Source organism: Paeniglutamicibacter sp. (genome assembly GCF_046714615.1).
Classification (GTDB): Bacteria; Actinomycetota; Actinomycetes; order Actinomycetales; family Micrococcaceae; genus Paeniglutamicibacter.
Genome location: NZ_JBKKAP010000082.1, coordinates 21,370 through 42,020, shown reverse-complemented (window position 1 = coordinate 42,020; position 20,651 = coordinate 21,370). Strand labels below are relative to the sequence as shown.

Annotated in this window: 19 protein-coding genes; 4 read left to right on the top strand and 15 right to left on the bottom strand. The window is 60.1% G+C overall.

The window, feature by feature from the left end:
- Window positions 1-124: 124 nt before the first annotated feature.
- Window positions 125-1,528 carry a stealth conserved region 3 domain-containing protein gene (locus ACLQ7E_RS09665; RefSeq protein ID WP_411732369.1) on the bottom strand — a complete coding sequence of 468 codons (1,404 nt, stop codon included), beginning with the start codon at window positions 1,526-1,528 and terminating at the stop codon, window positions 125-127.
- 131 nt (window positions 1,529-1,659) lie between these two features.
- On the opposite strand from ACLQ7E_RS09665, the gene ACLQ7E_RS09660 reads away from it, so the two are divergent.
- Window positions 1,660-2,883 carry a CDP-glycerol glycerophosphotransferase family protein gene (locus tag ACLQ7E_RS09660; RefSeq protein ID WP_411732368.1) on the top strand — a complete coding sequence of 408 codons (1,224 nt, stop codon included), beginning with the start codon at window positions 1,660-1,662 and terminating at the stop codon, window positions 2,881-2,883.
- 82 nt (window positions 2,884-2,965) lie between these two features.
- On the opposite strand, the gene ACLQ7E_RS09655 is transcribed toward ACLQ7E_RS09660, so the two are convergent.
- The 10 genes from ACLQ7E_RS09655 to coaD form a co-directional block, all read right to left on the bottom strand.
- Window positions 2,966-5,029: an acyltransferase family protein gene (locus ACLQ7E_RS09655; RefSeq protein WP_411732367.1), complete on the bottom strand. Its 2,064-nt coding sequence runs from the start codon at window positions 5,027-5,029 to the stop codon at window positions 2,966-2,968.
- A 320-nt stretch (window positions 5,030-5,349) separates the two neighbouring features.
- Entirely contained in the window at window positions 5,350-5,811 is a 462-nt protein-coding gene (locus tag ACLQ7E_RS09650; RefSeq protein ID WP_411732366.1) for an adenylyltransferase/cytidyltransferase family protein, read from the bottom strand.
- A gap of 53 nt (window positions 5,812-5,864) precedes the next feature.
- A complete protein-coding gene (locus tag ACLQ7E_RS09645; protein ID WP_411732462.1) occupies window positions 5,865-6,707 on the bottom strand; it encodes a glycosyltransferase family 2 protein in 843 nt (280 codons plus the stop codon).
- Between the two features lie 55 nt (window positions 6,708-6,762).
- Window positions 6,763-7,587: a CDP-alcohol phosphatidyltransferase family protein gene (locus tag ACLQ7E_RS09640; protein ID WP_411732365.1), complete on the bottom strand. Its 825-nt coding sequence runs from the start codon at window positions 7,585-7,587 to the stop codon at window positions 6,763-6,765.
- Window positions 7,584-8,630 (bottom strand): glycosyltransferase family 2 protein, encoded by a 1,047-nt coding sequence (locus ACLQ7E_RS09635; RefSeq protein WP_411732364.1) that lies wholly within the window; start codon window positions 8,628-8,630, stop codon window positions 7,584-7,586. The genes ACLQ7E_RS09640 and ACLQ7E_RS09635 overlap by 4 nt, the downstream gene beginning before the upstream one ends.
- Window positions 8,627-9,490, bottom strand: coding sequence for an ABC transporter ATP-binding protein (locus tag ACLQ7E_RS09630; RefSeq protein WP_411732363.1), 864 nt, complete (start codon window positions 9,488-9,490; stop codon window positions 8,627-8,629). Before ACLQ7E_RS09630 ends, ACLQ7E_RS09635 begins: the two co-directional genes overlap by 4 nt.
- Window positions 9,474-10,322 carry an ABC transporter permease gene (locus tag ACLQ7E_RS09625; RefSeq protein ID WP_411732362.1) on the bottom strand — a complete coding sequence of 283 codons (849 nt, stop codon included), beginning with the start codon at window positions 10,320-10,322 and terminating at the stop codon, window positions 9,474-9,476. Before ACLQ7E_RS09625 ends, ACLQ7E_RS09630 begins: the two co-directional genes overlap by 17 nt.
- Window positions 10,323-10,456: 134 nt before the next feature.
- Window positions 10,457-11,512 (bottom strand): LCP family protein, encoded by a 1,056-nt coding sequence (locus tag ACLQ7E_RS09620; RefSeq protein ID WP_411732361.1) that lies wholly within the window; start codon window positions 11,510-11,512, stop codon window positions 10,457-10,459.
- A gap of 141 nt (window positions 11,513-11,653) precedes the next feature.
- Entirely contained in the window at window positions 11,654-12,550 is an 897-nt protein-coding gene (galU, locus tag ACLQ7E_RS09615) for a UTP--glucose-1-phosphate uridylyltransferase GalU (RefSeq protein ID WP_411732360.1), read from the bottom strand.
- 42 nt (window positions 12,551-12,592) lie between these two features.
- A complete protein-coding gene (gene coaD / locus ACLQ7E_RS09610; protein WP_411732359.1) occupies window positions 12,593-13,075 on the bottom strand; it encodes a pantetheine-phosphate adenylyltransferase in 483 nt (160 codons plus the stop codon).
- A gap of 116 nt (window positions 13,076-13,191) precedes the next feature.
- Between coaD and ACLQ7E_RS09605 the strand changes: the two genes are divergently transcribed.
- Window positions 13,192-14,403, top strand: a complete 1,212-nt coding sequence (locus tag ACLQ7E_RS09605) for an aminotransferase class I/II-fold pyridoxal phosphate-dependent enzyme (protein WP_411732358.1) — start codon at window positions 13,192-13,194, stop codon at window positions 14,401-14,403.
- A 5-nt stretch (window positions 14,404-14,408) separates the two neighbouring features.
- Window positions 14,409-15,185, top strand: a complete 777-nt coding sequence (locus tag ACLQ7E_RS09600) for a spermidine synthase (RefSeq protein WP_411732357.1) — start codon at window positions 14,409-14,411, stop codon at window positions 15,183-15,185.
- On the opposite strand, the gene rsmD is transcribed toward ACLQ7E_RS09600, so the two are convergent.
- The 4 genes from rsmD to ACLQ7E_RS09580 are packed head-to-tail and all read right to left on the bottom strand — an operon-like array spanning window position 15,147 to window position 19,988.
- Window positions 15,147-15,746 (bottom strand): 16S rRNA (guanine(966)-N(2))-methyltransferase RsmD, encoded by a 600-nt coding sequence (gene rsmD / locus ACLQ7E_RS09595; RefSeq protein WP_411732356.1) that lies wholly within the window; start codon window positions 15,744-15,746, stop codon window positions 15,147-15,149. The genes ACLQ7E_RS09600 and rsmD overlap by 39 nt on opposite strands.
- A gap of 7 nt (window positions 15,747-15,753) precedes the next feature.
- Window positions 15,754-17,967, bottom strand: coding sequence for an ATP-dependent DNA helicase RecG (locus ACLQ7E_RS09590; RefSeq protein ID WP_411732355.1), 2,214 nt, complete (start codon window positions 17,965-17,967; stop codon window positions 15,754-15,756).
- Window positions 17,957-18,934, bottom strand: a complete 978-nt coding sequence (locus ACLQ7E_RS09585) for a DAK2 domain-containing protein (protein ID WP_411732354.1) — start codon at window positions 18,932-18,934, stop codon at window positions 17,957-17,959. Before ACLQ7E_RS09585 ends, ACLQ7E_RS09590 begins: the two co-directional genes overlap by 11 nt.
- 7 nt (window positions 18,935-18,941) lie before the next feature.
- Window positions 18,942-19,988, bottom strand: coding sequence for an LCP family protein (locus tag ACLQ7E_RS09580; RefSeq protein ID WP_411732353.1), 1,047 nt, complete (start codon window positions 19,986-19,988; stop codon window positions 18,942-18,944).
- A 149-nt stretch (window positions 19,989-20,137) separates the two neighbouring features.
- On the opposite strand from ACLQ7E_RS09580, the gene ACLQ7E_RS09575 reads away from it, so the two are divergent.
- Window positions 20,138-20,605 (top strand): DUF3515 family protein, encoded by a 468-nt coding sequence (locus ACLQ7E_RS09575; protein ID WP_411732352.1) that lies wholly within the window; start codon window positions 20,138-20,140, stop codon window positions 20,603-20,605.
- Window positions 20,606-20,651 lie beyond the last annotated feature (46 nt).

Genomic DNA, 20,651 nt, shown 5'->3' with positions numbered 1-20,651 from the left:
TCTGGAAAATTCTCTGGGGCGGGGATCACGGTGCTCTGCAACCGTCCACGTACTTCGCTGCCAACAGGAGCCGGTTATGCGTGCCGTGCGTCAGTTGGCGGCCATGCGATCCTGGAAGGCTCTGTCATTCGGCCCGGCCTTCGGCATGTTGCCCGGCGACCGATTCAAAGGATGAAGGCCAGGGGAACACATGCTGCAGGAACTCCTGGACCGTCGAGGTGCGATCAACGTGTTGATGCTGGTTGACACTGACTTCATTGAGGCAGAACATCTGGGGACGCTTCTGCAGGAACAGCCTGGCCAGTTTGAGGTGCACATCCTCGGAGGCGAGATCGACGTATCGGTAGTCAATCTCACCGGGGAACGCCATGCCCAGTGCACAGCCGTAGTAATGCGCAAGTGCCGAGGGAATGGACAGGTCAGTCTCGCTTCGAAACCTTGCCCTGGCGGTCTGTCCGGTTTCCACCGGATGCTGCAGCGCGATGGTCCTCAACGTTGATTTGAGTTGGGCATGGGCCACGTGCTTGAACTTGTGGGCCGCTGATTTTCCAAACGCTGCTTCCAACAGCCGGTTGTTGTTCAGGGCAGCGATGTTCACCGGCAGGTTCTGGGTTTCTTCGAGATCGAATCGCCCCTCGGAGAGCGCGAACTTTGGGTAGCCCGTCGGTGTGTAGAAAACCTGCTGTCCCAGCAACCGGCCAAAGAAGACGTCGTCATTGACGTACAGGAAGCGTTCGGCCAGGTTGGGGATCCGGTGAAGTTGGGACTCTATGGCATGGGAGTTGAAGGTCGGGAGCCCGTCTTGGTCCTCAAAGATCTCCCTGTGGTCAATCAGCGAGATCCTCGGATTGGCCACGTTGAGCCATTCGGGGCGCTGTCCCGCCGTCACCACATAGATGTGGTTGACCCAGGGAAGGAACGCTTCGGCAGACCGCAGCGAATAGCGCAGTTCGTCATGCGAGGCGTACCTGGCCTGGTCGTCGGCGGTTGGCAGAAGCTCGCCTGACATCTGCGCCTGGGTTTCGCTTCGACGCTTTTGCCAGGCTTCGTCGGCACCGTCCACCCACGTATAGACGAGGTCTATGGGCTCGGAAATCTCGAGGACGTTCCGCACGGCCGGCGCCTTGCCATCGGGGACCACCAGCAGGCGCACCCCGATTGCTTCGACGAGGTCGTTGCGGCGACCTGTCTGGGCCTTTGTCGCGCAACTCCAGCCGGACACTGCCCCGGGCACCAGTGCATCCTTGGCGATCGGCACGAGGGCAAAGCCCTGGGCCTTCAACCCGGAATACAGCTTTGGTGCTTCACGCTCATCTACGTGGACCCGCGCAGTGTCACCTTGCCATTGGATTTGATATGCGGACCCCACCACGCTTCCTTCGAAGGCAATGGCCTGCAACCGCCTGAGGTCGGCAATCGAAGAAGCCGAAGCCGGAGTCTTGTTGTCAATGAGTTCGATGGCCCGTCGCCAGTAGCCGGGCGGAACCATGGCACCAACGCGGCCTTTCCAACCGGACTCAAGACTCATAGGCACATCCTTCAAGGTATCGCTTTCAACGTGCGCAGGTACGTTTGGCGCCCAACCAGTCTATTCATTTTCGCCGGGGAGTTCCGACATCCGGACGCCAGCGCTCCCCGGGGCGCACATAGGATGGTCTGGTGACCACCTTCGATGTCCTGTTGCGACAGTCCCAACTCATGTCCACGAAACTCCATGCCATGGCTGTGGAGAAAAGGGTCGCCAACGCTCTTCGGAACAACGCTCCCGGACCCACCGAGGCCGTTGATTTCGTGATCTTCTTCGCCGACGGGCCCGGCCAAAGCTACCAGCTGGAACAATGGATCGCCCCCTTCGAGGCCCTTCAGCGCAGCGGGCACGGCGTATGCCTGGTGGTCATGAATGCACTCACCGCCCGCCTCGTGGCCCAGCGGACCGGCCTGCCGATTCTTCTTTCGCGTTCCATGGAGCGCATCGAGGCCACCCTGGCAGTCTGGGGGACGTCCGGTGTTTTCTACGTGAACAACTCACAGGCCAATTTCACCATGCTGCGCATCAGCGGTCCGGCGCATGTGCACCTGAGCCACGGCGAGAGCGAAAAATCGTCGATGGTCTCCAACCAGCTCAAGGCCTATGATTTTGCCTTCATTGCCGGCCAAGCGGCCCGGACCCGAATCCTGGAGAGCATCCCCCGCTTTGATCCGGCCAAACTTGTCGAGATCGGCAGGCCACAGCTCGACGTCGCGGCGGCTGGGCCCGTGGAACCGCATCCCGCCCCGCGCATCAGGGTCCTGTACGCACCGACGTGGGAGGGCGACGGGAAGAACATGGCCTACACGTCCATCACCTCGGTCGGGGCCAGGCTTGTCGAGGCATTGCTGGCCGATGATCGCTTCACCCTGGTGTTTCGGCCACACCCCAAGACGGGCAGCTGGTCGGTAACCGCGCGGCAGGAACTTGCCCGCATTGAAAAGGCCCTCGAAGCCGCCACTAAGGATCAGGGCGCCGGGCACCGTGTCGAGGTGTCGGGCGATTCATCACGAAGCATCATGGACGCGGACGTCGTGGTGTGCGACATCTCGGCCATGGCAATGGATGCCATCGGACTGGACAAGCCGCTGCTGCTGCTGCACAGCACTGACACCCCGATGATCCACGAGCTGGCTCCTGAGCAATCGCTGTCCCTGGAACAGGCCGGCGCGCTGCTGCTCGAGGAACACGGACGGGAATTCCTCAGCACCGTCGCGAGCCTGGCTATGGCCATCCCATCCGAGCAGCAACGCTCGCTGCGCAGCAATGCGTTTGGCGATCCGGCATTGGGCCGGGCCACGGAGCGGTTCATCGCCGCTGCGATCGCCGTCACCGGCGCCGCCGAACGAGCCTAGTCCCCGGCCGGAGGCCGCCGACGCCCGAACGACGCGGTCTACTCCCCCACGCCCGGTCAAGGGCGACCCAGCAGGGATCCTGCTAGGTAATCTTCTCCAAAGCCTTGTCGAAATCCTTTTCCAGGAACGGAGCCAGGGTCTTGGCATAGGTAGCGGTGATATGGGATGCGTCGAAGTATACGACGACCCCTCCGATCACCGCGGGGCAGGTGCCGTCCTGGCAGAAATACCGAGTGGGGTCGATGACCGCGACGTCGTCGTACTCGCCCTGTCTTGCCTCATCCGCCAAGGGATCCATCCACTCCCATCTGTCGGTACTACCCGAACACTCTGCATTGGCGTCCGTTGCCGTGGCAACGCAATCAGGAATGTTCTGCAGCGTTGCGCCGGGGTACGGCGTGTCGCGGATGACCACGATCGGTGTATCGGAGGCGGTCCATTGACCCAGGTAATTCTCGTATCCACCGCGGGCCGGGCCCTCGGTCGTTGCAAAAGAATGCCCAACGACCGGAACCGATTGCCGCTCGGAGGTAACGATGAGATCGAACTGGCCCTGGGCTGTCTGGTCCAGGACCCATTTGCCATAGTCGGCGCAGCCCTGTGATTTGTCTTCGGCGTCGAACTTCAGCGCGGCGGCGGTCGGATTGCACCGCGACACCAGGAAGGTGGTGATGGTCCAGTCCTTTTCCGCAGCCATCTTTTCCAGTGCCGGAAGCCAATGCCCCGCGTGCGAGTTGCCTACCAACGCCACCTGAGTCTTGCCGGTGCCGTAGGTGCAAGTTGGCTTCTTCTCGAACGGTGCATTGGACCAGCATCCATCGACATAGGCGGCAGACTTGTCGGTTTTCGCAAGCGCCGGGGACAGGATGAGCTCCTGGTTCGCCTCGTATTGGCAATCGCCACTTAGGTCCGAGAGCGCCGCCGCGCCGAAGCAGGGAACTCCGCCGTTGAGCGCGGCCTTAAGGGAAACCGATGAGGTCTCCTCCCGCTTTTGGGCTTCTCCTGCGACACCCGCTGCGACCAGCGCGACGGAGGCCGTGGCGACCACAAGGAACCGCAGCGGCGTCACCATGGTCGAGACATCAAGCGTCTTGCGGAATGCGTCCTCGACATACTTCTTGGTGAGCATCGACAGCAGGATGGTTGCCAGGGCCACGGCCACAAGGTCGAATGCGCCCAGGGTGTCGGATACGAACGGCAGAAGGACGAGGATCGGCCAGTGCCACAGGTAGATCGAGTAGGAGTGGGCCCCCAAGAACTGGAAGGGCCTCGAGGCGAGCAATGCGGTTGGCGAGAATCGAGAGCTCGCCGCAGCCCAGATCACCAGCGCCGTCCCCACAACCGGCAGGGCCGCCTGGTAGCCGGGGAACGGCGTGGCCGAGTCGTAAGCGATGCCGGCGCCAATGATCCCGGCAAGGCCGACCCAGGCAATAGCGGCACCGGCCGGCGAGGAACTGAAACGCTGCCGCGGGGCGGGGACCAGCGCCACCACGGCGCCCAGGGCAAGTTCCCAGGCCCGGGTGAAGGTGGAGAAGTAGGCAACCCCGGGATCAACGGAGGTCAGGTAGATCGAATAGGCACAGGAAAGAGCGACAATCAGCGAAACACCAACAAGCACGAATCTCTTGGGTATGAGCTTCTTCCTGACCGCAAACCACCAGAGGGCGGCGATGCACAGAGGCCATACGAGGTAGAACTGTTCCTCGACCGCCAGCGACCAATAATGCTGGACGGCCGTGGGCGCGTTGTCCTCCGCCAAATAGTCCACGCTGGTGGCCAACAGGAACCAGTTCTGCGAGTAGAACGCAGAGGCAATCGCCTGGAACGTGTTGTCCCGCCAAAACGATTCCGGTGTCAGAACCCGAACCGCGATGACGGTAGTGAACAGCACCAGCATTGATGCCGGAATGAGCCGCTTGATGCGGCGCAGCCAGAAGGTCCCGAACTCCTTGGGCCTGCGGGGTGGATGCTTGATCAGGTGGGAGGTGATCAGGTAGCCGGAGATTACGAAGAATACGTCCACACCCACGAAGCCGCCGGTGATGCTCTGCGGCAGCAGGTGGTAGATGACCACGAGTCCAACGGCAATGGCGCGCAGGCCTTGGATGTCGAGCCTGAATTGTGTTCGCGTAATCGAGTTGCTCATGATCTCTCGTTGCCTAATTTTGATTCCTTGCTCTGTTGCGCGGCCATGGCCGCGGTTCTTGGAGTGGACGGCCGATTCGCCGCACGACAAAGCTGCGCTTCATCGTGCCCGGGTCTCGGGATCACTTGGTCTGGCTTCCGCAGGGACACGGTGGGCTGTCTCGACCGTGCCGGGATTCCGGGTGGCGGCCACGCGGATGGCCAGCGTCCACCCTCAGAGATCGCCGGCGGGTACGGGATGGGGGACCTGCGTCGGTCGCGCTCGTGGCACGTCAAATAAGCCCGGAAACACCGAGCTCATGGCGCGAAGGCGAAAATCCCCTAGCTCAGTTCCTTGACGATCTGGCTCAGGCTATCGAGGGTGTCCTTCAGCTTGGCGACGTGGCGTTCGTCGAAGGCGCTGAGCACCCGCTTCAATTCCGTGGTGGAGATGCCCGAGGTGCGCGGAAGGTAGACGACCTCGACCTCGTCGCCAAGGTCGTCGAACTTGCCTTTCCAGTCCTCGCCAATGCCGAAGACATTGACACCATACTTGGCAATGTCCAGGCGCTTCTGCGCCCAGTTGTCTTCCGGGATGGCTTCATCGACGTACTTGATCGCCCTGACGATTTCGATGCGTTGCTCGAAGGGAACAATCGGCTTCTTGCCCTTGATGGCATTGAATTCGTCGGTTGATACGCCGACTATCAATCGGTCGCCTTTTTCCTTGAGGCGCTTGAGGATGTTCAAGTGCCCAATGTGAAAAAGATCAAACGTGCCATAAGTCAGGACTGTTTTTGCCATGTTCAACTCCATTTACTGCTTTGCTGCGCGTGGTGACGCAGGGATCGAAGATCTTAGATTACGGGTGGTCTGCCGGCCAGCATCATTCGCAGGTGGGTGGACCACTTAAGTTTTCGCCGCGGCGTCGAGTACCAGGGGCTTTCCCGCCAGCCGGAGAGCCAGCCGCTGAAGTACTGCCGCACCGCGTTGGGGTTCTTGCGCAGGCGCATGGCTTCCACCAAGGCCCAGCTGGACACGTAGATCCAGCTAAAGGGCCAGCGCAGGTTGCGCTTGGCCAGCCATACGCGGTTGCGGGCATTGAGTCGGTAGAACTCCTCGTGCCGCCGTTGGTCGACCACCGGGTGGCCGATCCTCATGTCACCGGCATACCAGACGTGATGCCCGGTGTCCCAGACGCGCCAGGCAAGCTCAATTCCCTCATGGGCGTACCAGAAACCGCCGGCCCAGCCGCCGGTCTCGTCGAAGATGTGTCGGGGCATCAACAGGCAGGTTTCGCCCACGTGGAAGACGCGGCTAGATTCTCCGGCCGTGCGCTTGTTCAGTCGCGGGATCCATCGAGTGGGGTCGTCGTCGCTTGCCGGGTCGGTGATCCGCGGCTGGAGAAGTCCCATCCGTGGATGGCTTTCGAACCTGGATATTGCCTCTTCGAGGAAGTCCGAGTCCAGGAACCATGAATCGTCATCCAGGAAACACAGGTACTCCCCCTTGGCCAAGGGGACGCCCGCATTGCGGCCGGCCGGGATGCCAAGGTTGTGTTCCAGATAGTGGCCACGCACGCCTGCGGGAAGCCCGACCGGATCCCAGCCGTTGCCCACGACGACCACGTCCAGTTCGACCTCTTGTTGGCCCAGGAGGCTCTTCAAGGCGCGGTTCAGTTCCTGGGGACGATTGCCCATGGTCAGGACCACGACACCGACCGAGGGAAGATTGCCTTCTGGATTGGTCAAGGGATCACCGCAACCGCGATGAGGCCATGGTGGAGACAAAATGCCCGATGTTGACAAGGAACACGGCAGGCAACAGGATCCAGAGCATCCACTTTTCGGCAATGCCCGGAACGCCCACGATGGCGGAGACAATCGACAGCGCCAGGATGAGGAGGCTGAGCTCCACGGCATGGAGCATCTTGTGGAAGGGCAGGAAGCGGGCGGCGGAGCGCAGTTTCCCGACCAGGCTGGTCTGCGACACAGCACGGGCCTCCGCGGTGTCGGGAAGCTTGCCCAGGCCCGCCATGCTGCGGGCGGCGTGGACCATGAGGCTCTGCGAGCGGTTCAACACCAGCAGCACCGAAAGAACGGCGGCGATGAAAAGCGTGGGCCATGCCTGGGCGGCGTCGGCTCCCTGGGTCTGCAACTCGGCGAAGACGCGGTAACCCACGGCAATGGGGATCAAGGCCTCGGTGGTGTGGTGCCCCACCATGTCGATGAAGATGCCGCGCGGCGACTGGGTGCCTCGCCAGCGCGCCACTTCCCCGTCGCTGCAGTCAAAGTAGAGCTGCACCTGGGACAAGACCACTGCCAGCAACGGTCCCCACACACCCGGGATCAGCAGGGCGGCCGACATGAGCCAGCCCGCCAGGATCATGAGTCCGGTGACGCCGTTGGCGCTGATGCGTGTGCGCACCAGGACGGCGGTCAGGTAGATGGAGATGTGGCGCAGGTAGAGCTCCGCGGTCCAGTGCTCGGCGTTGCGCCGGGCCCTGACCTCCGGGGGCTGGCACACCGCGCGCAGCTGCTCGAGCGTCGGGTTGCTGGGGCGGATGGTTTCATTGTTCATGAACGTACCCGCCCCCTGTCCAAGGTGCCCTGGGCGCCACGCACACGTCCCTTGACGAAGCCAATGGCCCACGGGAAGTGGATGGACGGGAAAACTCCGAGCATCAAAAGTTTCTCCTTCAAGGTGGTGCGCTTGCCCGTCAATGTCGCAAAGACCACCAGTCCGGCGTATCCCACCGGTGCAAGCTTCAACAGGTTCAAGACCAAGCGCACGGCACCGGGTGCCTCCGAGGTAAGCCACGGATCGATCAACCAGGCAACGGCACCCAAGGTGGTCCCGACAACCATGAGCGGCGGCAGGTCGTGGCGGATCGATTTTCCGTCCGGATAGCGGCGCGACAACTCGCCCCGCCACACGCCGGAGGCATATGACTGCGCGGCAAGGTCCTTGTAGGTATCGCGGGGGTAGTAGGCGGTCTGGAGTTCGGGGTCGAACCAGACCTTGTGCCCGGCCTGGCGGATGCGCAGGCAGAGTTCCCAGTCCTGGGCGCGGTGCAGCGACTCGTCGTAGTATCCGACCTCGTCGAAAACCTCACGGCGGAAAATGCCCAGGTAGGCCGATTCGGCCGGGCCCTCCGGCGCACCGCTGTGATAGGCGGCGCCACCGAGTCCCCAAGGGGAATGGTAGGCAGCGGCAATCGCACGCTGAAGCGGATTCTTGCCCCGCGCATCCATGAGCCCGCCGACATCGTGGGCACCAACGCGGAACATGGTGTCCACGCCGCGCGCCGTGTAGGTGGGGGCCAATTCGCTGTGGGCATCCACGCGCACCACGATTGGGTATTGCGAGGCCTTGATGGCGAGGTTCAACCCGATGGGCGTGCGCCCCTGCGGATTGTGTACCAACTTGACGCGGTGATCCTCGGCTGCCAGCTCCGCGGCCACTTCATCCGTGGAGTCGATGCTGGGGCCCAGGGCCAGGACAATTTCCTTGTCCCCGGCGTAGTCCTGGCCAAGAACACTGGCCACCGCATCGCGGAGGTACCCGGCCTCGTTGAGAACGGGCATGACATAGGAAACGCCCAAGGCCTGCGCAGCAGTCACTTCTTTTTGGCCTTATAGGCATTGACGACGGTCTTGGCGTCCCCGTCCATCATCAGGACGCCCTTTTCAATCCAGATCACCCGGTTGCAGGTATCAAGGATCGATCCCATCGAGTGGGAAACCAAGAAGATCGTGCCGGCGTTTTCCCGGATCTCGCGGATCTTGGCCTCACTGCGCTTGCGGAAACGGGCGTCGCCGACGGCCAAGGCTTCATCGACGATCAGGATGTCGTGCTGTTTGGAGGCAGCGATGGCGAACTTCAATCGGGCAGACATGCCGGAGCTGTAGGTACGCATGGGAAGGTCAATGAACTCCTCGAGTTCAGCGAACTTGGTGATGTCTTCGCGCATCTCGTTGATTTCCTGGCGGTCGTACCCAAGTGCCAGACCACCAAGCATGATGTTCTTGTCACCGGAAAGATCCGGAATCAGCGCCGCGCCGACGCCCAACATATTCGGGCGTGACGAGGCATAGACGGAACCCTCCGCCGGGCTGGTAAGGCCCGTAATCGTGCGCATGAGCGTCGACTTGCCTGAACCGTTCGAACCGATCACGCCGATCGACTCGTTCTCATAGGCAACGAAGGACACGCCCTTGACCGCGTGGACTTCCCGGATGCCGCGAGTCGATGACTGCAGCAGGCGTTTAGCCCCCGCGGCGCCAACTGACTTGCCACTCGAATAGACCTGGTACTTGACATGGAGGTTATCGACGATGACAACCGGCGTACGCGCCTCGTCCACCGCAACCGCCGCGCTGGCCGGTGGGGCTTCGGGCACCACATCGTACACAGGCTTGGGTTCGAACTTGCCATGCAAGCGTGGGTTGATCAGATCATCAAAATTAGTCAACTCGACCATAACGCTCCTCCGCAGCCCAGAAATAGATGGTGCCGCCAACCAAGGCTGCTACAGCCCAGACAGATAAGACGATCCAATAGAACGGTGGATACTCCACACCGTTCATGATGGAACCACGGGCAATTTGCAGGGCCTGGTAGATCGGATGGAAATCAAACATAAGGACCAGCGCAGGGAATGCATTCAAGATGCGGTCGACCCCAAAAAGCACTCCCGAGGTGTAAAACAGGATTCTGGTGATCAACGGCAGAATCTGCGTGAAGTCGCGTATGTGAACCGTGAGTCGCGCGCAAATCAGTGCCATACCGGTATTGAACATCGTGAATAGGACCAGCAGCGGAATCATCAGGAGCCAGCTCCATTTTGGGGTGGTCCCCAAAATCATGCAGTAAATAAACATGACCCCAAGCATCGGGACCAGCGTCAGGAACTGTTGCATTACGGCTGAGATCGGCAACGTAATACGCGGGAAAGATAGGGACTGCACTAACGAGGCGCTTCCGGTAATCGCCTTTGCACCCGAAGTCAGGGAGCCGGTGAAGAACTCGAATAGGAACACACCGATCACCACGTAGACAGGAAAATCTGCCGGTTTGTTCCCACCTTGAAGGATCCCGAAGATGAACCCGTACATCAGGGCGTTCATGGTCGGCTTGATGACAACCCAAAGCATGCCCAGGCGGTTACGCTGGTTGGTCGCCTGCAGTCGGCTTCTGGCAAGTTCAAACGCGAAGTCACGTCTGGCCCACGCCTGTTTCAGATAGCTCACCAGGTCCGGACGAGCACCAACCCTATTCAGGCCGTACTGCGCCGCATATTCGGCAGCTGTCATAATTCTCGTTACCTCGTTGATCACGGTTTACTCGCCCGCTGTCGCTGACGAACCTAATGAAGTCTAGTAGATACGCATGCCGCTGGCCGGTTTGCATCCGACGACAGGGCAATGTGTGATCTATGTATCAATTGTCACTGGCTCAAATCTGCACTGTTCAAGTAGGTCTTGAAGGTGTCGGTGCGAAGCGCCTTGCCGATGTCGACAAGCGCTTGTTCATCCCGCTCAACAATGGACTGCCCGTCGGGCGAGGTCCCGATACCTGCCGTCGGCAACGTGAACATCTTGATCCCGGACGAGCGCAGGTCCTTCAACTGAAGACCAATCCCCGCAGCGGTGGCAGCATCCAACCCGTCGTCGAGAGCCAGATATGGCGAGACCTTGTCAATGACTTCAAAGACCGTCGCCGGATTGGTCAGTGTGTCCTTGGACAGCAGCTCGTCCATTACCGCCTTGATGAACTTCTGCTGGTTACGCACGCGCTGATAGTCGCCATCAACGAACGGCTTACGTTCGCGGACAAACCTCAATGCCTTGTTGCCTTCGAGAACTATGTCGCCAACCGGGTAGTGATGCTTCTTGCTGTCGGTCGAGTCGAACTCAATGTCGTTGTTCACGGTAACGCCACCCAGTGCCGTGGTCAGGTCCTTGAATCCTTCAAAGTCAACCATCGCTACATGGTCGATCTTGGTATCGAGCATCCCTTCAACGGTCTGAACGACCAGGGGTACACCGCCCAGTGCCATCGCCGAGTTGATCTTGTGGCTGCCATATCCAGGAATGTCCGTGTAGAGGTCGCGCATGATTGACATCACGTAGACGCCCTTCCGGTCCTCCGGGATATGCATCAGCATCATCGAGTCGGACCGCTGGTCGGTTCCGCCGGCCTGAAGCAAGTCCGAGGTCTCGGTGCCATCCGCGCCGTGGTCAACGCCTAACAACAAGAAGTTCAGGGATCCGTCGTCAGGGTTCTTGACCGGACGGTCCTGCTCGTCCGGAAAGGCTTCGCCGATGACTCGGGTCTTCGAATTGAACGTCTCGGCCAGATTAGCTACATACGTACTGGCAACCACCGCTGCCACGAGGACGACCGCAATCGTGCTTAGCAGCACGAAGAGGCCCCTACGTTTCTTGGGCCGAGCGAGGCGACGAGGTACGTATTCGCCTGGGAATTCCTTTTTATTACTCAATCAACGTCTCCATAAGACCAGAACGAGAAGTCTCGGACGACGCGAGGCAAAGTTTCGGTCGACAACTTTCGAACAAACTCAGGCAAGGCTAACTAGCGACCCTGTGAGGATGCTGGGTTAGCCTTGCCGATTACAGAAATTCTAGCGCCCTGCGACGAATTCCTTCAGCCACGGCAGGAGGTCCGGGCCCAGGTCCTCACGTTCGCACGCCAAGGAAATAACGGCCTGGATGTAACTCAGCTTGTCACCGGTGTCATAGCGACGCCCGCGGAAAACAACGGCGTGGACTCCACTGCCCGGGCCATCGGCCGCGGCCAGCGTTTCGAGGGCGTCGGTCAGCTGAATTTCGTTTCCTCGTCCCGGCTTGGTTTCTTCGAGCACCTCGAAGACCCGAGGGTGCAGGACATAACGGCCAATGACTGCCAAATTCGAGGGTGCATCCTCCACTGCCGGCTTTTCCACCAACCCGTTGACCTTGACGTAGCTCTCACCATCAACAGCCGAGACATCTGCACAACCATAGGCACTGATCTGCTCGGGTTCAACTTCCATCACGGCTATGACGGATCCGCCGGTCTTTTCTTGTACGTCAATCATGATCGAGAGCAGTTCATCGCGTTCGTCAATAAGATCGTCACCAAGTAAAACGGCGAACGCCTCGTTACCAACGTGCTGTTTCGCGCAGAGGACCGCGTGGCCCAGACCCTTGGGATCGCGCTGCCGAATGTAATGTATTTCACCAAGATCGGTGGCTTCCTGGACCCGGCGTAGCTTTTCGGTGTCACCCTTGGCCTCGAGCGTGGCCTCCATTGAAGGAACCCGGTCGAAGTGGTCTTCAAGCGCGCGCTTGCTGCGGCCCGTAATCATGAGGACATCGGTGAGCCCGGCCCTCGCGGCTTCGGCCACAACGTACTGGATGGCCGGTTGGTCGACAACCGGCAGCATTTCCTTGGGCATGGCCTTGGTCGCCGGCAAGAATCTAGTTCCCAAACCTGCCGCAGGGATAACGGCCTTAATTACACGCCTACTTTGAGTCATGGCTCGACTTTACGTCATGGAATGCACAAACCTCGAACCCGATTACGACTCCTGCGAGGCACTTCGCAGTCTCTTAAGGACCGTCCGCGGCAGGTAATCCGCAACATCGCCGCCGAGTGACTGGACTTCCTTCAGCAAGGAAGATGACAGGTGCATATAGCGGTTGTCGGCCGCAAGGAATACGGTTTCCACGCCGGTCAGGTGACGGTTCATCACAGCCATCGGGGTTTCGTATTGGTAGTCGACCGTGGAACGCAGGCCCTTGACGATGGCGTCGGCACCATGCAACTTGCAGAAGTCGGCAAGCAGGCCGTCGCCCATGGGTTCGACACTGACTCCCCTCAGTCCCCCGATGGTTTCCCGCACCATTTCCAGACGTTCGTCTGGTTCGAAGCGATACTTCTTGGCATAATTCGTTGACACCGCCACGATGACTTCATCAAAAAGGTTGCTGGCACGGGCAATGATCTCAACATGACCATTATGGATGGGGTCAAAGGACCCTGGGCAGACGGCTCGACGCATACCCTGAAATCTACCAACTCGACTTCGGGCTCGAGGGCTCCGTTCGGGTTGATGACTCAACGTGTCGTATTTCGGCCCGCTAACCCACGAATAACTGGCCCGCGAGATAATGGACCATGTCCACATTCGATTTTCCTTGGCAGCGCATGGCTGCCGGCGCCAATTTGCTTTCCCCCAACGGTGATCTCGGGGTCACCATCTTTGAAGAAATCACCACCCTCGCAGTGAAGCACCAGGCCATCAATTTGGGGCAGGGGTTCCCGGATACCGATGGTCCAAAGGTATATAAGGACATGGCTGCCCAAGGAATATCCGGGGACCTAAACCAATACGCCCCGGGTTCAGGAATCCTTCCCCTGCGCAAGGCAATCGCGGATCACCAGAAGCGTTTCTACGGGCTAGACGTAAATCCGGAAAACGAAGTGGTTGTCACTACGGGTGCCACCGAAGCCATCGCTGCGGCCATACTCGCATTCGTTGGGCCCGGAGACGAGGTCATTACCTTCGAACCGTTCTACGACTCCTATGGGGCAACCATCGGATTGGCCGGCGGCGTCCACAAAACCGTGACCCTGAACGCGCCGGATTTCCAGCCGGATATCAACGACCTGCGCGCTGCATTCAACGAGCGCACGCGCATGATTGTGCTCAACAATCCCCACAACCCGACGGGCACAACCTTTGGCAAAGAAGCGCTTGCTGAAATCGTTGCGTTAGCGACCGAGCATGGCTGCCTCGTCGTCTCCGACGAGGTCTATGAACACCTGACCTTCGGCGTTGCCCACATACCCATTGCCACGCTGCCTGGAGCGTGGGAGCGCACCATCACGATTTCCTCGGTGGGCAAGACCTTTTCGTTTACTGGCTGGAAGGTCGGCTGGGCCACCGGGCCGGCCAACCTCGTGGCGGCCGTACGTACAGTCAAGCAGTTCCTGAGTTACTCCTCCGGCACGGCCTTCCAGCCCGCGGTCGCGGCGGCTTTGGGTTCCGAGACCGGCTTCTTCACCGGCTTTGCCAAGGATCTTGGCAAACGTAGCGAGGTGCTGGCCAAGGGTCTTGAGGCTGCCGGCATGACGGTCTACCGGCCGCGGGGCACCTACTTCATCGTTGCCGACGTTGCCCCCCTTGGTTTTGACAATGCCTTGGATCTGGCCCGCCGGATGCCTGAATTGATAGGCGTCGCCGGCATTCCGTTGTCTGTCTTCTGCCACGCCGAGGGAGCCGAAAGAACACGAAGCTTGATGCGCTTTGCTTTTTGCAAGAAGCCGGAGCTGCTCACGGAAGCAGCCAACCGCCTGTCCCGCCTGTCCGCCAAAGTGGGTGGCTGATCGTGGTGAAACGGGCCAGCCGTTGGCTGAGCAACCTCGGGGCCCACGCCACCTTGGAGGAAGACGCCTTTGTTTCCGGCGCCTGGGTCCTGGCACTGGGAGGCGCCGAGCAATCACATGTGAACGTGGATCACCCTGAGGAAATCTTCTACGAGTATCTTCGGCGACTTGCCAACCATGTGGACGAACACGGGGAGGCCGGAAAGCCGCTGCGGGTCCTCCATCTGGGAGCCGGGGCATTGACCTTGGCACGCTATATCGAGCACAAGCGACCCGGGAGCGTTCAGGTAGCCGTAGACCTTGAGAGGGAATTGCTCGACTTTGTCCTCGACGCACTGCCCATGGGAGATGCCAGGAACCTCAGGACGATTATTGGGGATGCGAGAAACGTGCTGACCCATGAATTGGCCACCGAGCAGTTCGACATCATTGTCCTGGATATCTTTAGTGGCTCCGGTGCACCTGAGCACTTGACAGTCCCCGAATTTTACGCGGAAATGAACGCCCTCTTGCGACCCGACGGTCTCATCTTGGTCAACGTCGGTGATGATCCACCGTTTGCCTTTGCGGACAGCCAAATCGAGGCGATGACTGAAGTCTTTGCCACTGTCATTGCCAGTGCTCCCACCGAAATATTTTCCCGAAAATACCCGGGAAACATGATTCTGGCTGGCACCCAATCACGGCTCGACGTGGCCATGGTGGATCGATTGCGGGCCGCCGGCCCGCACCCGGGAACGGTGCTATTCGGCTCCGAGCTGGACGGGTTCGGCAAACCATAGGCGGGTTTCGCCGTATTTCTTGTCGGCAAACTTCTCCAACCCGTCCGGCCACGTGGGTTCGGCGGAGCGCGAGGATCGTTCGACAACAACAGTCGCCCCAACCTCGAGGACCAGCGCAACCTTTTCCAGGGTTTTGGCCAATTCCTCTTCCGTCAGCGGATAGGGCGGATCCATGAAAACCACGTCCCAGGTCCTTCCGGCGCTGCCGCCTGTGACCGGGGCGAATGAATCAAGGACTGAATCCACCGAGCCACGGCGGACGCTGACCAGTTCGTTGCGCAGCGCCTTGTTGACGAGGCCTGCATTGATCTGGCACACCGAGACGGCCTTGGGGGCAAGTTCCACCAACAGCACCGAGCGCGCTCCGCGACTCGCCGCTTCCAGGCCCAGCGAACCGGCGCCTGCATACAGGTCAAGGACCCGTGCGTTGGCAAGCACGTCATAGCTTTCGAGTCTCGAGAACAAGGCTTCCTTGACCCGGTCGGTGGTCGGCCGAGTGGAGTCCCCAGGAACGCTCTTGAGTGGAATGCCTCCGGCGGCGCCGGCAACGATGCGACTCATTGTGGATCTATCCCCTTTCCAGGAATGCTTGCATGTCTTCGTCTACCCATTCTTCAACGGCCGCTTGCAGCCCGGGATACGACGCCAGTCCGTCTACGCCATCAACAATGTTTTCGGCCGCTTCCCTGGCCCGGGCAATGAGTTTGGCATCCTTCATCACGCGCAAGACCTTCAGCGTGGAGCGGGAACCGGATTGGCTCGCCCCCAGGATGTCGCCTTCCCGGCGTTCGTTGAGATCCGATTCAGCCAGCAGGAATCCATCGGTGGTGGATTCCACTGCTCGCAGCCGCGTCACGGAAGGGTGCTCCGCATCCAGCCAGGTGGCCATCAGGCAGGTACCGGGCAACCCACCACGCCCAATGCGTCCACGCAACTGGTGCAACTGGGATATTCCGAAGTTTTCGGCATCAATGATCACCATCAGTGTGGCGTTGGGTACGTCAACACCAACTTCGATCACCGTGGTTGAGACAAGGATGGAGGCTCGTCCGCTGTCGAAGGCCCTCATGGCCTCCGCCTTTTCCTCGCTGGGCATACGTCCGTGCAAGGCTCGGATCTCCGTGTTGGCGAAGATGTCCATTGACTCTAGCAATTCCATCATCTTTTCAACGGTCATCGTTGCGGGCTTGGCCGCGCCGTCGTTGCCTGCTGCATGGGGGTCGGGTGCGAGGGGCATGGGCAGGAAGTCGTCTTCGACCGTCTTTTCGCTGATGCGGGGGCACACGACATAAACCTGGTGTCCCCTCGCCGCTTCCTCGGCTATCCGGGCAAAGAGCCGCTGCTGCATCGCGGGAAGCTGAAGGGGAACCAGATGCGTTGCAATAGGGGCACGCCCTGGAGGCAGCGTTCTCATGAGGCTTACTTCCAGATCGCCAAAGACGGTCATAGCCACGGTACGTGGAATAGGGGTCGCTGTCATGACGAGCATGTGTGGCGGGGTGTCGGCCTTGGACCGCAAGGCATCGCGCTGTTCGACGCCAAAGCGATGCTGCTCGTCCACCACCACCAGTCCGAGATCCACGAAGGTGACCATGTCGGAAAGAAGGGAGTGTGTCCCCACCAGGATGCCTGTCTCCCCGGAAGCCGCACCCAGAAGCACACGCTTGCGCCCCGAAGCCCCCGCGGAGCCTGTCAATAAATCAACGCGGGTGGCGCGCGGGTCGGATCCAAGTTCGCCACCTGCCCCCAGTGAGCCGAGGAGCTTCTTGATTGACTGGTAGTGCTGTTGGGCCAACACCTCGGTGGGTGCCAGCAGTGCCGTTTGCCCTCCCGAGTCAATGACCTGCAGCATGGCGCGCAATGCCACGAGGGTCTTGCCCGAACCGACCTCGCCTTGCAGCAGGCGGTTCATCGGATGGCCGCGCACCAGGTCCTCGGAGATTTCCATGCCGGCCAACACTTGGCCGTCGGTGAGGGTGAACGGAAGGGTTTTGTCGAATGCCGCCAAGAGTCCGTCGCCGGTGCCGTGACGGGCAATGGCGGGTTGTTGCATGCGGTGGACCCGCCGCTGAGCCAGCGCGAGCTGAAGCAGAAAGGCCTCTTCGAAGGCAAAACGTTTTCTTGCCGCATAGCCTTGGGCAACGGTTTGAGGTCTATGAATATTTTCATAGGCCAGGACCCTGCCCGGAATACGTTGGGATTTCAGGACTGATTCCGGAATGAATTCCTGGAATCCCGGGGCCCCTACGCCTGCCAAGGCGCGTTCCATGACTTCCCGAATCTTCTTGTTGGGAAACTTTGCGGTGGCCGGATATATGGGAATGGGCCGCGGATCGGCTTCCTCCGCAGTGTCGAGCAGTGAATACTCCGGGTGGGTCAGTTCCATGTGGTTGCGGTAGATGGTGACCTTGCCGCTGAACATGGCGGTGGACCCCACCTGCAGGTCCTTCTTCGCTTCATAGCCATTGAAGAAGGTCATCCGAAGCGTCGACTGCTCGGGACCAAGTGAGTCGCTGACAACCACCTCAAGCAGGAACCCCGAGCGTGAATGCATCCGCCGCTGGTTCACCGACATCACTTCGGCAACGATCGTGACGTCCTCCCCGACTGGCAACTCGGAAATCCTGGAGAGCTCCCCGATTTCCATGTAGCGGCGGGGAAAGTGCGAGAGCAGCTGGCCCACCGTGGAATATCCAAACGCCGTTTCCACCTTGCGTGCCGAAGCGGCGCCAAGGACAGTGTCGAGTGGCGTATCGCTGGAGAATTCCGGGCTAGCCGTCATGGGTGCATAGGTCGGTCACCGAAACGTTGACCGGGGCGCCGATGCTTCGAATGACGCTCAAGGCGCTTTCGGCCTCGGGCACATGTACGTGGACACGCCACCGGTAGCCGTCTTCGATGGCGTTGACCGGGCTCATGATGACGGAGTCGCCAATGGTGTCCAATTGTCCCCGCAAGGTTGCTGCACCCAACGCATCCAGGCTGATGGTGCACATGACTTCGACACCGGTGTCGTTGGAAACGTTTTGGTGGATATGCGGGTCTTGGACGTCATAGCCATGAAGTTTGGAGTATTCGTCGGGGTCAATGACCTGTCCCAAGAGGGCGCCACGAAGCTCGTCAAGGATGATCAACGTGCCCACCGCACCGGCATCAACAATATGGGCCTTGTGCAATAACCCGAGCTCGTTCTCCGTGGCAACCACGGCTTGCTTCGCTGCAGCGCACAAGGCGTCGAGCATCTCGACGAGCGCGGCCTTGCTCTCCGGTTCAAAGGCGCTGGCCCGGTGCGTTGCCCGGGCGGTGTTGGCAACGACCTCCATGACCGAGAGCATTGTCCCTGACACCGGGTCGCTGAGCGCAGACCACGCCCTGACCTTGCCGCGTTCCAGGGCAGTGGCCAACACCGGTGCCGTTATCCGCTCCACGCCGCACAGTGGTTCGGCCAGGCCTGCCATGAACACCGCAAGCAACGTACCGGAGTTTCCGCGTGCCGATTCCATCGCAGCACGAGACGCCATGGTGAGAAGCTCACCGATGTTTTCCGTTTCCAGCTTGGAAATGGCGTCGTGGGCGCTGCGTGCGGTGAGGTAGAGGTTGCTGCCGGTGTCCCCGTCAGCAACCGGGAAGATATTGATCGCATTGAGGCGGTCGCTATGGTTTCCCAGGCTCTTGACCATTCGGTCGAGCCACGTTGACATGGCCTTGGAATTGGCGTGGATTTTTTGGTTCATGGTGTGAGTGATCACTTGATCCTTAGAGACCGTTATCCTCTACAAATTGTCCCACCTTGTCCTGCTTCAAGGCCTCGGCGAAATCGGAAATCACGGCCATGTCAGGAATGACGATGGATTGGCCATCTGCGGAGCGTCCGGTTCCGCTATTGGGAAGCGTGAAGAAGGTCATGTCGCTGGAGCGGACATTGGCCATCGAGCTCCCCAAGGTTGCAACCTTCACGGCGTCCAGTGTCTCGTCAACTGCGACGTAGGGAGCGAATTCCTTGACGGTCTCGGAAATCTTTCCCGGATCGGTCAATGTTTCCTTGGACATCAGGGTGCTCATGATGGCCTTGACGAAAAGCTGCTGGTTGCGGACCCGCTGGTAGTCGCCGTCCGTGAACGCGTAACGTTCACGAACGAAGGCCAAGGCCTCTTCGCCGCCCAGGGTTTGCACGCCCTTGGGAAAGACGAACCCGTTCGTGAGATTCTGCTTAAAGGCTATGGGGTTGTTGATTTCCACCCCGCCGAGTGCGTCCGTCAGACCCTTGAATCCCTCAAAGTCAATGGAGGCGACGTGGTCGATGCGCGTGTCCAGCAACCCCTCGAGGGTTTGCACCGTCAGCGCAACTCCGCCGAAGGCAAAAGCAGCATTGATTTTTGCCTTGCCGTGGCCGGGGATATCCAGCCAGGTATCGCGCATGATCGAGGTGACGTACACGCCTTCACGATTGGCCGGAATGTGCACCAACATCATCGTGTCCGAACGGCCACCATTCGGCAGCACGGCAAATTCTTCGTCGCCTTGGTTCGTGGCACGGGTGTCGCTGCCCAGGAGCAGGATGTTCACTGCGTCCTTGGCGGCCTCGGCCTTTTGCGGACGCAGCGTCTCCTCGGGAAATGCATCAGGGAGCTTGGTGGTCCCGCTGTCGAAGCTGCGCGCCAGCGAGAACAGGTATCCTCCGGCCACAATCGCCGCAATCAAGACCAGTCCCACTGCACCCAGAAGTATCACCAGGCCGGTGCGTCTTTTCTTCTTCGGCTTTTCGTACCCGGTGTCCTCAAAGGACCCGTTCAAATGTGTCATTTATGCCTCTCAAGCAAATACTCCTTTACATCCTAGTCATGTCCCACGACCGGTAGGCTGTTTAAGTGCCAAGATTGATTTTTACCAACCCAGATTCCTTGAACTCACAGTCCTTTATCAGGGAAGTACCCCCGCACAAGGCGCGCCGCGTGAAATTCGCCACGACGGTCGCCGCATCCCTGGCGGGCTTGTTAGTCCTCTCGGGCTGCTCCCCGATCGCCAATGTCCAGCCGGCCGATGATGCGGGCAATCCCTTGTGTGCCGAAATGATGGTGGTGCTTCCCCCGGAAATTTCGGAGCAGCAGAAGCGCCAGACCAATAGCCAGGCCACTGCCGTCTGGGGAGACCCTGCACAGTTGGTGCTTCGTTGCGGGGTCACGCCCCCGCCCCCGTCCACCGATCCATGCGTCAGCGTCAACGGTGTTGACTGGCTGGCGAAGGAGGGCGAAGAGTCCTGGACGCTGACCACTTACGGCCGGACCCCGGCCACGGAGTTGGTCTTTGATCCCAACGTGATTCCTTCGAGCACCGTCCTGGCCACACTGTCTTCCGCAGCATCCAAGATCCCGTCGCAGCGGAGTTGTACAACGGTGAGCAAGACCGTGGATGTCCCCTAATCACGGCTACGGAAAACGAATGAGGGGTCCTTCGCCAAGCCAAAGC